14 protein-coding genes and 2 pseudogenes are annotated in these 12209 nt (G+C 60.0%); 8 read left to right on the forward strand and 8 right to left on the reverse strand.

Going from position 1 to position 12209, the window contains the following annotated elements; all coding sequences use genetic code 11:
• Window position 1 precedes the first annotated feature (1 nt).
• Window positions 2-562: a GNAT family N-acetyltransferase gene (locus tag MOV76_RS09435; protein ID WP_017963991.1), complete on the forward strand. Its 561-nt coding sequence runs from the start codon at window positions 2-4 to the stop codon at window positions 560-562.
• 30 nt (window positions 563-592) lie between these two features.
• On the opposite strand, the gene MOV76_RS09440 is transcribed toward MOV76_RS09435, so the two are convergent.
• Window positions 593-829, reverse strand: a complete 237-nt coding sequence (locus MOV76_RS09440; RefSeq protein WP_050565063.1) for a hypothetical protein — start codon at window positions 827-829, stop codon at window positions 593-595.
• A 78-nt stretch (window positions 830-907) separates the two neighbouring features.
• On the opposite strand from MOV76_RS09440, the gene MOV76_RS09445 reads away from it, so the two are divergent.
• Window positions 908-1411, forward strand: coding sequence for a DUF1203 domain-containing protein (locus tag MOV76_RS09445; protein WP_115156898.1), 504 nt, complete (start codon window positions 908-910; stop codon window positions 1409-1411).
• 128 nt (window positions 1412-1539) lie between these two features.
• Here MOV76_RS09445 and MOV76_RS09450 read toward each other — a convergent pair whose 3' ends face one another.
• The 5 genes from MOV76_RS09450 to ald all read right to left on the reverse strand — a co-directional run bounded on the left by MOV76_RS09450 (window position 1540) and on the right by ald (window position 5779).
• On the reverse strand, window positions 1540-1824 hold the full coding sequence (locus tag MOV76_RS09450; protein WP_168299106.1) for a DUF1330 domain-containing protein: 285 nt from the start codon (window positions 1822-1824) through the stop codon (window positions 1540-1542).
• A 57-nt stretch (window positions 1825-1881) separates the two neighbouring features.
• A complete protein-coding gene (locus MOV76_RS09455; protein ID WP_183620288.1) occupies window positions 1882-2430 on the reverse strand; it encodes a flavin reductase family protein in 549 nt (182 codons plus the stop codon).
• A gap of 67 nt (window positions 2431-2497) precedes the next feature.
• Window positions 2498-3247, reverse strand: a complete 750-nt coding sequence (locus tag MOV76_RS09460; RefSeq protein ID WP_247264398.1) for an SDR family oxidoreductase — start codon at window positions 3245-3247, stop codon at window positions 2498-2500.
• Window positions 3248-3503: 256 nt separating this feature from the next.
• Entirely contained in the window at window positions 3504-4433 is a 930-nt protein-coding gene (locus tag MOV76_RS09465) for a helix-turn-helix domain-containing protein (protein WP_032980114.1), read from the reverse strand.
• Window positions 4434-4660: 227 nt separating this feature from the next.
• Window positions 4661-5779 carry an alanine dehydrogenase gene (gene ald, locus MOV76_RS09470; RefSeq protein WP_018241730.1) on the reverse strand — a complete coding sequence of 373 codons (1119 nt, stop codon included), beginning with the start codon at window positions 5777-5779 and terminating at the stop codon, window positions 4661-4663.
• 156 nt (window positions 5780-5935) lie between these two features.
• On the opposite strand from ald, the gene MOV76_RS09475 reads away from it, so the two are divergent.
• The 4 genes from MOV76_RS09475 to MOV76_RS09490 all read left to right on the forward strand — a co-directional run bounded on the left by MOV76_RS09475 (window position 5936) and on the right by MOV76_RS09490 (window position 10083).
• Complete coding sequence (locus MOV76_RS09475; RefSeq protein ID WP_018241729.1) at window positions 5936-6397, forward strand: Lrp/AsnC family transcriptional regulator; 462 nt, start codon at window positions 5936-5938, stop codon at window positions 6395-6397.
• A gap of 71 nt (window positions 6398-6468) precedes the next feature.
• Window positions 6469-7350, forward strand: coding sequence for a DMT family transporter (locus tag MOV76_RS09480; protein WP_018241728.1), 882 nt, complete (start codon window positions 6469-6471; stop codon window positions 7348-7350).
• An 85-nt stretch (window positions 7351-7435) separates the two neighbouring features.
• Complete coding sequence (locus MOV76_RS09485) at window positions 7436-7840, forward strand: PilZ domain-containing protein (RefSeq protein WP_018241727.1); 405 nt, start codon at window positions 7436-7438, stop codon at window positions 7838-7840.
• Window positions 7841-8094: 254 nt separating this feature from the next.
• Entirely contained in the window at window positions 8095-10083 is a 1989-nt protein-coding gene (locus MOV76_RS09490; RefSeq protein ID WP_247264399.1) for a bifunctional 2',3'-cyclic-nucleotide 2'-phosphodiesterase/3'-nucleotidase, read from the forward strand.
• A 48-nt stretch (window positions 10084-10131) separates the two neighbouring features.
• Here MOV76_RS09490 and MOV76_RS09495 read toward each other — a convergent pair whose 3' ends face one another.
• On the reverse strand, window positions 10132-11100 hold the full coding sequence (locus MOV76_RS09495; RefSeq protein ID WP_018241725.1) for a LysR family transcriptional regulator: 969 nt from the start codon (window positions 11098-11100) through the stop codon (window positions 10132-10134).
• A 138-nt stretch (window positions 11101-11238) separates the two neighbouring features.
• Here MOV76_RS09495 and MOV76_RS09500 point away from each other — a divergent pair, with 138 nt between their 5' ends.
• Window positions 11239-11853, forward strand: a complete 615-nt coding sequence (locus MOV76_RS09500; protein WP_018241724.1) for an FMN-dependent NADH-azoreductase — start codon at window positions 11239-11241, stop codon at window positions 11851-11853.
• 48 nt (window positions 11854-11901) lie between these two features.
• Here the strand turns inward: MOV76_RS09500 and MOV76_RS09505 are convergent.
• Window positions 11902-11991: pseudogene (locus tag MOV76_RS09505) on the reverse strand (TetR/AcrR family transcriptional regulator); the annotation flags it as partial.
• A gap of 25 nt (window positions 11992-12016) precedes the next feature.
• On the opposite strand from MOV76_RS09505, the pseudogene MOV76_RS09510 reads away from it, so the two are divergent.
• Window positions 12017-12154: pseudogene (locus MOV76_RS09510) on the forward strand (SDR family oxidoreductase); the annotation flags it as partial.
• Window positions 12155-12209 lie beyond the last annotated feature (55 nt).

Consider the following 12209-nt stretch of genomic DNA (forward strand, 5'->3'; position numbering starts at 1 on the left):
CATGGGGAAGACACCCGCTTCGCTGAAAGCTCACATCACCCGGCTCGAAATGACGGCGCCGCCGAAGGCAAGCATGCCGGTGCCCGTCAATATCCAGACGGCGATCATGCGCGCTCCCGAGATCCCATTGCCCTTCTACCGCTATCTCTACCGGCAGGTGGGTGCGCGCTGGCAATGGGTGGATCGGTTGCGCATGAGTGACGAGCAGCTTGCCGAGACGCTGAACGACAAGCGCAACAATATCAGCGTTCTCTACGTGAACGGCGCGCCCGCCGGATTCTACGAATATTTCTGCGAAGACGAGGATATGATCGAGCTCAGCCATTTTGGCCTGATTGAACATGCGCTCGGTCTCGGCATCGGCAAATGGTTCCTGCTGCAGGCGCTCTATGCCATCTGGTCGCTCAATCCGAAGCGGGTCACCACCACCACCAACAATCTCGACCATCCGCGTGCGCTGCAGCTCTACCAGATGTACGGCTTCTCCCCCGTTTCGACCGGTACCGGCATCGTCCGGCCGCTCAGCGACAAGGAGCTTCTGGAGATTGCGCGGAAAAGCTGACGGCTTCTTTCCCGACGTCAGCGGAGGTGGCTAACGCTGCGTCAGGCTGTTCGGGCGGCGCGGGTCGTTTCGGCGTTCGAAATCGAGCGTGCGGCCCGACTGTTCCTTCAATTCCGCCACTTCCCGGCGCAGAGCCCTGAGCTCTTCCAGTATTTCTGCATTCTGTTGCGCCAACAGCGCCAGATCGATGTCGGCCAAGGCCTTCTCCTTTCGCCTTACAACGTACGCCCAGAAGATACTCCGCTTTTCACTCTCCGGCGATCTCATATGCAGACGCAGGCAAGAATCGGGTGGCTTGCCCGCTCGTCCAGGTGCATTTCATGGCAATCACAAAGGAGATCTGCCATGACCGCCATTCGTTTTGTTGCCATGCCGACGACCGACGCCGAACGCCTCTGGAACGGCGGCCGCGACGCCTATGACAGGCTGCCCGAGACGATCGTCTCCGATGGTCCCGGCCATCCCTGCCGCCATTGCCTTCAGAATATCGATGCGGGCCAGGCGTTGCTGGTCTTTGCCTACCGGCCCTTCCCCGAGCTGCAGCCCTATGCCGAAACCGGCCCTGTCTTCCTGCACAAGCAGCCTTGCGCACGCTATGCCGCCGAAGAGATCATGCCGCCGATGCTGACGACGAGCCGTGACTTCATCGTGCGCGGCTACAGCGAGAACGACCGCATCGTCTACGGTACCGGCGCGGTGACTGAGATCGGCGATATTCCGGCCTATGGCAAAGAGCTGCTGGGACGATCTGATATCGCCTATGTGCATGTGCGTTCCGCGCGCAACAACTGCTTCCAATGCCGGATCGATAAGGTAAAGGCGCCGGCCCTGGCGGAGACCGGTGCCTGATAGGCGGAGGGCGAAGCGCAACAGGAAGTCGTCAACTCGCCCGCACGCTCCTTCTGCAGTGATCGGCGAGGCGGTTTCGGTTTCCCCCTGACCAATGCTGTCGGGATCGCGCGCGCCCTCGAATCTTATTAAAAGCCGCGCAAGGCAATGATCCGCGAACCTGCGGCTGCCTGCCGTTGGTGTGCGAGCGGCGCATATTCGGGCGATGCAAAGAGACCACGGATGGCATCCATATCGAGAAACTCGATGATCAGCATATTCGTCGCCTGCCAGCCTTCGAGTTCGAGCGGCGCGTCATCGAGAGCAATGAGGCGGCCGCCGGCCTTTGCCACCAGAGGCAGGGCCTTGGAGCGGTAATCGGCAATGGCTTCGGGGTCGTGGATATCGAGATCGACAACGAGATAGGCGGACATGTTCATATCCTTTCAATCAATGTGAAGTCTAGGGATGTTTTTTTGCAGCGGCGCGCTTTATGGCAAATGCCGCCACTTGACCATGCGCTTCCGGAGATCGAGCGTGCCGCCATCCACGGTGAAGCTGCCGTCACCGCGATGATGCATGGTCCGTCGTTCCTTGCGGCGCTCGTCGATCCAGATCCTCTTTGCTTCGAGGATGAAGAGATTGTATCGATCGACGAAGCTCGAATCGGCAACACGGCATTCGATATTGGCAAGGCAGTCCACCAGCAACGGCGCCGCGACATCCTTTGCTGGACGAGTCCTCAGGCTGAACCGCTCGAACTTGTCCACCGTATCACCGGAGCAATTACCGATGTCCACCACGGTTTCGGCAAGATCGACGGCTGGAATCGCGATCACGCATTCGCCGGTCTTTTTCAAGGTCTGGTGGCTGAAGTCCCAAGGGCCGATGACGCAACCGATCAGCGGCGGTGCATGCTGGATCATCATGTGAAAACCCATCGTCATCACATTGGGCGTTCCCTCAAGGCTCGTCGTCACAAGAACGATCGGGCCGGGTTCGAGCAGGCGATAGGCCTGGGAAGCGGAAATCTCATTCATCGTTCGGCTCCTTCGCAAGTCTCTTCCCCGCATGTATGCGGGGAAGCTGAAAGACCTTCTGGCGTGCTTACCAGCCCTGTTCGACCGGCAGAACGAAGAGTTCCGCGACATTCACATGGGCAGGCGCCTGCGCCGCGAAGACGATGGTGTCGCCGATGTCTGCGCCCTGCAGGAACGTCATCTGCTTGGCAAGGTCGTCCATCTGCTTGATATAACCGGGCTCCGTGATGTGATCGTACAGCTCGGTCGCCACGGCGCCTGGCTGGATGCAGGTCACCCGAATGTTGTGCTTCTGGCCCACTTCCATGCGCAGGCCGTCGGAGAACGCGGCCACCGCATGTTTGGTGGCGCAATAGACCGACAGGCCTTTGAAGACCTTGCGGCCAGCAATCGACGACATGTTGAAGATGTGGCCCGAATGTTGATTGATCATCTGCGGCAGAACGGCAGCAGTGGTGTTCAGCAGGCCTTTCACATTGACGTCGACCATCCGGTGCCATTCGTCGACTTTAAACTGATCGACATCCGATAGCGGCATCAGGCCAGCATTGTTGACGAGAATGTCGATCGAACCATAGGCACCCACCAGCTTTTTGACGCCGGCTTCGACGGAGGCTGGCTCGACCACGTCCATTTCGATCACGAGGGCTTCACCGCCCCTAGAGACGATCTCCTTTTGGAGGCCTTCAAGTTTGTCGGTGCGACGGGCGGCAATACCGACCTTTGCACCGGCCTCGGCGAGCTTCAACGCGGTAGCGGCGCCGATGCCGCTCGAGGCGCCGGTGACCAGCGCGATTTTTCCATTGATATTCGTCATGGTTTATCTCCTTGTCTTGGCGCCCTTCCAACCGAAAGGACGGTCGTGTTCGACAAGGAGGAACATAAAGAGGAGTGATCGATCCCTCTCTCGGGACCTTGCGAGACCTGTCGGGATCTTGCTCAAATCGGCAACGACCAAGCTGAAATGCTAAAGCATGTCGCACGAACGCGTGCAGCGGTTTTGCGACAACGACATGCGTAAAAACTAAGACCTAAAGCGCAAGGAGCGAATCTGAAAAAGATCGCGACGCGCTTTAGCTGCGACGGTAGTCGCTGGGGGAGACGCCAGCCTCCCGGCGGAAAATCTGAGCAAAATGGCTAGGGCTCGAATACCCCACGGACATGCCGATCTCGATGATGCTGGTGCTGGTTTCCTGCAGAAGTTGCTGGGCTTTGGCTATGCGTTGGCGAATGAAATAATGGGATGGAGAAAGGCCGGTGGCCTTCTTGAAGAGGCGGCTGAAGTGAAAAGCGCTCATGCCGGCCGTTTGCGCCAGACGTGCGAGATCAAACGGCTCTTGAAGGTTGGCTTCCATGAATGCGATCGCCCGCCGTAGCTTGGCGCCCGGGAGTGCATTTGACGGCCGTGCCTCTGCGTCGAATGTTGCATATTGTCGGATAAGGTGAACAGCGAGCGTCTGCGCCAATCCCTGCACGAAGAGCCGACTTCCCTGCCCTTCCGCCGTCAGTTCAGCATGGATCAGTTCCAGCATGCTGGAGAGATGTTGGTCGCGGCCGCCCGATATGTCGCGCAGGCGCATGGCGCTGGCAGCCTTGCCGAGAACCCCTTCCGCCACCCGGTCAAACAACGGAACGGAGAGATAGAGATGCATTACCTGGAAAGGTTCGTCTCCCTCGGCGTGCCAGCGCATTTCGTATGGCGTGGGCGACCGCGTCAGAAAAAAGTCCCCGACTCTGACTGTATTGGCCTCCCACTCCCCGCCCAGATCGCGTTCCTCGACACATGCCTGACCTGAGATCACCCAAACAACGAGAGGCTCGGCGACCGCTGGGACAAGAAAGGGATGTTGCACCTTCAGGCGGGAAAACACCTGCACGAATATATCAGTCCAGGCTGGTCCATCCCCGCTGACGAGTGTGCTGCCGGCAATATATGTTTCGAGGCCGATAGGTGATGTTCGAAGCGGAACCGGCGATGTTTGCTCCCGACTATCAACCGTCATTGCTGCTCCGTTTGGATGGCGACTGCCCATCAGCATGATACGATGCCAACTGATCGGGCGGGACACAACTCGTCGCGCTGCGTGACGAGGAAAAGCATAGCTCCAACGCCGCCGACGGTCGCGGTTCGATTACAGGTGCGCCGTCATACAAAGAAGGCGGCATCCCTTCGGATACCGCCCTGCCGGCCGAAAATAGCGCAGTAAGTCGTCACCTGGAGTCAGCTAGCTTACGCTACGTTCAGCACGCTCTCCGGCGCAAAGGCTTCGTAGCCAAGTGCGTCGGCGACCGGCTTGCTGGTGATGCGGCCCTTGTGGACGTTGAGGCCGTTCCTCAGATGCTTGTCTTCGGCGATGGCGCGCAGACCGCGATCGGCAAGCGCCAGGCCATGAACCAATGTGGCATTGTTCAGCGCGTGCGCCGAGGTGACCGGCACGGCGCCCGGCATGTTGGCAACGCAATAATGCACGACGCCGTCGACTTCGTAGGTCGGATCCGAATGGGTGGTTGCATGCGAGGTCTCGAAGCAGCCGCCTTGGTCGATGGCGACATCGACGATGACGGAGCCCTTCTTCATGCCGGAGAGCATCTCGCGGGTGACGAGCTTCGGAGCAGCAGCGCCGGGGATCAGCACGGCGCCGATAATGAGATCGGCCGAGAAGACTTCCTCCTCCAGCGCCTGGATGCTGGAATAACGCGTGTGGATGCGGCCCGAGAAGATATCGTCAAGCTGGCGCAGGCGCGGTAGCGACTTGTCGAGAATGCTGACATCGGCGCCAAGGCCGGCGGCCATCCTGGCGGCATGCAGGCCGACAACGCCGCCACCGATGACCGCGACCTTGGCCGGCAACACGCCGGGTACGCCGCCGAGCAGGACGCCAAGGCCGCCATTGGCCTTCTGCAGCGCGGTCGCTCCCGCCTGGATCGACAGGCGTCCGGCGACCTCCGACATCGGCGCCAGCAACGGCAAGCCGCCGCGCTCGTCGGTCACCGTCTCATAGGCGATCGCGGTAACGCCCGAGGCGATGAGACCCTTGGTCTGTTCGGGATCCGGCGCCAGATGCAGATAGGTGTAGAGAAGCTGGCCGTCACGGAGCTGCGCCCATTCGGCGGGCTGCGGCTCCTTCACCTTGACGATCATGTCGCACTTTTCGAAGATATCCTTGGCGGAGGCGGCGATCCTCGCGCCGGCCGCGGCATAGGCGGCATCATCAGCGCCGATACCGACGCCAGCTTTGGTCTCCACCCAGACCTCGTGGCCGTGGGCAACATATTCGCGCACCGAAGCCGGCGTCAGACCGACGCGATATTCATGATTCTTGATTTCCTTCGGGCAACCGACACGCATGCGCGTTCCTCTCAATTTTATCTCCGCGGCCGCGGATTTTTCAGATGAGGAATCCAACCATCAAGGCAGTGAAATGTCCTTGCAAAGACGATTTGCGAAGAGGTGATTTTTCGGCGATTATTGCGTTCATTCTATCTTTTTTCGAAAGTTCTTCGAATGGCCGATCTCGACACCATCGATCTTGCGATTCTTAAGGCGCTGCAGGCCAATGCCCGCATGACCAATGCGGAGCTTGCCGAAAGGATCGGACTGTCGCCTTCGGCCTGTTCGCGCCGGCTCGATATCTTGGAAAGAAGCGGCGTCATCGGCGGCTACCATGCGCGGCTTTCACACAAGGCGCTCGACTACAAGATGATCGCCATCGTGCATATCTCGCTCTCCGGCCAGTTCGCCAAGACTCTGGCGGAATTCGAGGCAGCGGTGAAGCTCTGTCCGAACGTACTCGTCTGTTACCTGATGTCGGGCGAATACGACTATATCCTCAGGGTCGCCGCCCGCGACCTCGAGGACTATGAGCGCATCCACCGCGACTGGCTGTCGGCCCTTCCCCACGTCGTCAAGATCAATTCGAGCTTCGCGCTCAGAGAAATCATCGACAAGCCGAATGTCGGCCTTTGAGGCCTTGCATCTTTGCCGAAAGCCTGTCCAGACTTCGATGCGCGCGGGCGTTTCCCGCTCATTGGCAAGTCATGACATCGAAGACCCAAGGCTATATTTTCGCGCTGTTGGCGCTCACCATTTTTTCACTGCAGGACGCCATCTCGAAACATCTGGCGACGGCCTATCCGCCAATCTTCGTGACGATGATCCGCTACTGGGCCTTTGCGCTTTTCACGATCATCCTCGCGTCAAAGATGCGCGGCGGGATTAAGACGACGGCCCGCACCAAACGCCCCTTCCTGCAGGTGACGCGCGGCGTTCTGCTTGCGGTTCAGGTGGTTCTGGCCATCACCTGTTTTGCCGTGATCGGCCTTGCCCGTTCACAGGCGATCTTTTCCGCGACGCCGATCCTGATCGCACTGCTGGCGATGCCGATCCTCGGCGAGCGGGTCGGGTGGCGGCGGTGGGCAGCGATCGGCGCCGGACTTTTCGGGGTACTGCTGATCCTGAAGCCGGAAGGCGAGTTTTTCGACGTGAAGCTGCTTCTCGCCGTCATTTCCTGCTTCAACTTCGCCTTCTACGTTATCGCCACCCGCCTGGTCAGCCGCGACGATTCGTCGATGACCAGCTTCTTCTATACCGGCGTCGTCGGCGGCGTCACGATGACGCTGGTCGGGCCGTTCTACTGGAGCTGGATGGCGCCGGGCGACTGGGGCTGGATGGCGCTCGTCTGCATGACCAGCATCTCCAGCCATTATTTCCTGATCCGCGCCTACGATGTTCTCGATGCCGCCGCTGTCCAGCCGCTGACCTATCTGTCGCTCGTCTATGCCTCTATCATCGGCATGGTGATCTATGGCGAAACGCTCAGCTTCAACATGATCGTCGGCTCGGCGATCGTGGTTGCCGCCGGCATCTTCACCGTCTGGCGCGAACATGTGGTGGGACGCAGAGCGGCCGCCGCCAACTGACGGTTTCACTGCAATTTTAGCCAAGCCCCTAAAACCATTTCAATTTTCCGGCGCTATGCTCCCCGGCTGTACCAAGGGAGACAGTATGACCCGCAACTTGAAAATCACGGCCCGAAAGGCCGACCGAAAAAACTGCCGCGTGTTCGGCCATGTCAAATATCTGAACAGCCAGGTGGATGCCCGCATCCTCAACCTATCGCCGACCGGTGCCGCCCTGGAGATGAAGGGACCGCTCCATGCCGCCTCCGGCAGCAAGGTGCGCATCGAGGCCGAAAACCTCGGCCTGCTCGAAGGCGTCATCCGCTGGAAGCACAATGGCCGAGTCGGCATCCAGTTCGACGTGAATTCGAATGCGCGGGCACAGATCTCCTCCTATTTCCGCTTTTTCCACAAGGAGATGCGGCCTGTGCTGGCGGTACGCCCGCTGGTTAGAACCGCCACCAACGTCGAGCGGACGCCTCACTTGGCGACATCGACGCTGAAATCGTAAGGCTGCACCCTTTGGCCGAAGGAGCGGCTGAGATCGTTCCAGTAGCTGCGATCGACACCGACCGCCGAGGGTGACCGTGGCCCTACGTCTGCGGCAGCCGGGCGCCGAGTGACTGCACCATAAATTGCATTTCAGAGCCACGACGCTTTTCCGGCGGATTGTTTCGACGTCCTGTCATTTTCGCAGTGTACTCCTCGCCAAATCGTCCTAATTCTGACGGGCCGGACGATGCATGATCCTGAAGGAGAGTTTCCATGTCTTCCATTTTCGATGTTGGTGTAATGAGCCGCCGTTCCCTGCTCGGCGGCCTGGCCGCCACTTCCGCCCTGGTGCTGCTGCACCCTTTCAGCGCGCGCGCCAGCGCCAACCAGGCGCATCTCAGGCTGATGGAAACGACCGATATTCACGTCAACGTCTTTCCCTATGACTATTATGCCGACAAGCCGAACGACACGATGGGCCTGTCGCGCACCGGGACGATCATCGACGGTATCCGCGCAGAGGCCATCAACTCGCTGCTGATCGACAATGGCGACGTGCTGCAGGGCAATCCGATGGGCGACTACATGGCCTATCAGCACGGCATGAAAGACGGCGACGTCCATCCGGTGATCAAGGCGATGAACACGCTCGGCTATACTGTGGGCACGCTCGGCAATCACGAGTTCAACTACGGCCTCGACTTCATGTTCAAGGTCCTATCAGGCGCGAACTTTCCCTTCGTGTGCGCCAACCTGACCAAGGGCCAGCTCGCCTCGGACCCGAAGCAGGACGATCTCTTCTTCAAGCCCTACATCATCGTCGAAAAGCAGATCAAGGACGGCGCCGGCAACGAAAGCCCCGTCAAGATCGGCTTCATCGGCTTCGTTCCGCCGCAGATCATGCTCTGGGACATCAAGAACCTTGAGGGCAAGGCGCAGACGCGCGATATCGTCGAGGCGGCCAAGGCCTGGGTTCCCGCCATGAAGGAAGCCGGCGCCGATATCGTGATTGCGCTCTCGCACTCCGGCATCGATGGCAGCGCACCGTCCGAAAAGATGGAAAACGCCTCGCTGCATCTCGCCGCCATCGATGGGATCGACGCGATCTTCACCGGCCACCAGCATCTCGTCTTCCCAGGCCCGAAGAGCTGGGACGGCGTCGCCAATGCCGATCCCGTCAAGGGCACGCTGCACGGCAAGCCCGCCGTGATGGCCGGTTTCTGGGGCTCGCATCTCGGCCTTATCGACCTGCTGCTCGAAAAAGACGGCAACAGCTGGAAGATCGTCGATTTCACCTCGGAAGCACGACCGATCTATCATCGCGACGACAAGAAGAAGGTGGTTGCCGACTACGCCGACAAGAAGGAAGTGGTCGAAGCCGCCAAGGCCGAGCACGAGGCGACACTGACCTATGTCCGCACCCCCGTCGGCAAGACGTCCGCGCCGCTCTATTCCTACTTCGCACTGGTCGCCGACGATCCCTCCGTGCAGGTCGTCAGCCAAGCCCAGACCTGGTACATCAAGCAGATGCTCGCCGACACCAAGTTCAAGGACCTGCCGGTGCTTTCGGCGGCGGCCCCCTTCAAGGCCGGCGGTCGCGGCGGCGCCGATTACTATACTGACGTTCCGGCCGGCGATATCGCCATCAAGAACGTCGCCGACCTCTATCTATACCCGAACACGGTCCAGGCGGTTGCCATCACCGGCGCCCAGGTGAAGAACTGGCTCGAAATGTCAGCCGGCATGTTCAATCACATCGAGGCCGGCTCGAAGGATGCGGCGCTGCTCAACAACGATTTCCCGTCCTACAATTTCGACGTCATCGACGGCGTCACCTACCAGATCGACCTGTCGCAGCCGCCGAAATATGATTCATCCGGCAAACCGATCAATCCGGACGCCAACCGCATCCAGAACCTCGCCTTCAATGGAAAGCCGATCGATCCGGCTCAAAAGTTCGTCGTCGTCTCGAACAACTACCGCGCTGGCGGCGGCGGCAATTTCCCCGAGATCACCGCTGATAAGGTGATCTTCCAGGCGCCGGATACCAACCGCGACGTCATCGTCCGCTATATCCATGATCAGGGCACGATCAATCCGTCGGCCGACGCAAACTGGACCTTCAAGCCGCTCCCGGGCACGACCGCGACCTTCGAAAGCGGCCCGAAGGCGAAGCAGTTCCTCGCCGAGGTCAAGAGCGTGAAGATCGAGGATGCCGGCGAAGGCGCCGACGGCTTCTCGAAGTTCAGGCTCGTCCTTTAGGCGAAAAAATATGTCGACGAAGGCGCGGCGCCTGCGCCTGCGCTTTCGTCATTCGGCCGCAAGCGGCATACCGGGCTCGCGCAGTTCGGCGATCTGAGCATTGAAATCGGCGTGGTTTGGGCAGGCGGAAAGCCTCGTGCGGAACGCATCGATCATCCAGGTGGCAGCGGGTCCGGGCGGATTGGCGAGCTGGCGCACGGAATAGATGGCATATTCCCCCTGTTCGTAGGCATCCAGATCGAGAGGGACAAGCGCGCCGCTCACGAGATCATCACGGATGAGCGAAGCCGGAAGGCCACCCCAGCCAAGACCGGCCTTGATGAGCTGATGCTTCGTCGCAATATCGCTGACGCGCCATGTCTTGTAGGACAGAACATTGAAATCACGCCCCTTTGTCAGACCCGACGCATCGGTGACGACAAGCTGCACTTCCTCGCGCACGTCGCCGAGCATGAGCGGCCGGTCGATCGCAACAAGCGGGTGGTTGCGCGCGGCAACCGGCAGCATGAAGGAATGACCGATCCGCTCTGTGACGACCGAATCGTCCTGCTTTAGAACTGCGCCGCCGATCCCGATCGTCGCCTTGCCGCTGAGGACGAGATCCATGACCATCCCAAGTTCGCCGACGTTGAGGTTCAATGAAACGGACGGAAACATCTCGCGAAATTCGCGCAGGACCTCCACCAGGGCCCGCGAAGGCACCATGACACTGATGGCGACGGAAACCTCCGCTTCGAGCCCTTCCCTCAGGCTCTTGACGCGCGCCCGCATGACCTGCAGGTCGCCGAGAATGCGTCGCGCATCCTCCAGCATCGCCTTGCCTGCCTCCGTAAGCTTCGGCTGGCGCGCACCGGAGCGCTCGAAAAGCGGCACTTCTAGCTGCGCCTCCAGGTTGGCTATCGTATAGCTCACAACCGACTGGGCACGGTTCAGCGCCCGCGAAGCGGCTGAGAAGCTGCCGGTCTCGGCAACGGTTAGAAACACCTGCAATTGGTCCAGAGTCGGGTTCGGCAGCATCTTCTATCCATTCCATCGATAGTTTCGATCGACATTATCACCGTTTTTTCGATAGCAGGCCAGACCTATTTTCGCTTCGAGACTGCGGCTCACCTCCCAGCAACGGGCCGTCAAATTCCATTCGAAAGGAAATGCACCATGTCGTCCATCCTGCTTCTGACGTCCAGCCCGCGTGCCGAATCGCTCTCGACGCCGATCGCCGTCGATCTCGCCGAAAAGCTGAAGAGCCAGAACCCGGGCAGCGTCATCGTTCGCCGCGACCTTGCCGCCAACCCGCTGCCGCATATCGATGACCTCTTCACCGGCGCGATCCGCAAGCCGCCCGAGGCCCGCACCGCTGAGGAAAGCGTGGCCGTCGAGACCTCCGACAAACTGGTCAACGAACTGCTTGCCGCCGACACGATCGTCATCAGCACTGGCCTCATCAACTTCAACATCTATTCGTCGCTGAAGACCTGGATCGACAACGTCGCCCGCGCCGGCCTGACCTTCAAGTACACGGAAAGCGGTCCGGTCGGCCTCGCAACCGGCAAGAAGGTTTATGTCGTGCTCGCTTCGGGTGGCGTCTACTCGCAGGGACCGGCCGCCCCCCTGAACCATGCTGTGCCATACCTGAAGTCGGTTCTCGGCTTCCTCGGCATCACCGACATCGAGACCATCTATGTCGAAGGCCTGGCCTTCGGTCCGGAAGCTGCCGAGAAAGCCATCGACGCCGCCAAGTCGCGCGTCCAGGAAATCGCACTGGCCGCCTGATCGGCTTTTCAACGCTCCATGAAACGGCCGGCTTTTGCCGGCCGTTTTTCATTTGTCGATACCGGCGATAAAATCCCGGACCGTCACCAGGATTTCGGCCGAGAGTTCCTCATCGGACGAAATCCTGGCAAGGCCGACGGCGGCATGAACCGCTCGGCCGCAGAGCGAAGCCGACGAAATCGCCAAGGCGGCGCTCTATCTGGCATCGGATGATGCGACCAATGTCACCGGCATCGAGATCACCGTCGACGGCGGCATGACGAGCGCGCCCTCCGGCGCCAAGATCTTCCGCGCCGCCTGAGCGAGCCGGGCCGAGCAACTCAAACTTGCCCGGCCCCGCGCCAATTTCGTTTCTA

Source organism: Rhizobium sp. PRIMUS64 (assembly GCF_023006465.1).
In the GTDB taxonomy this organism is placed as follows: Bacteria; Pseudomonadota; Alphaproteobacteria; order Rhizobiales; family Rhizobiaceae; genus Rhizobium; species Rhizobium leguminosarum.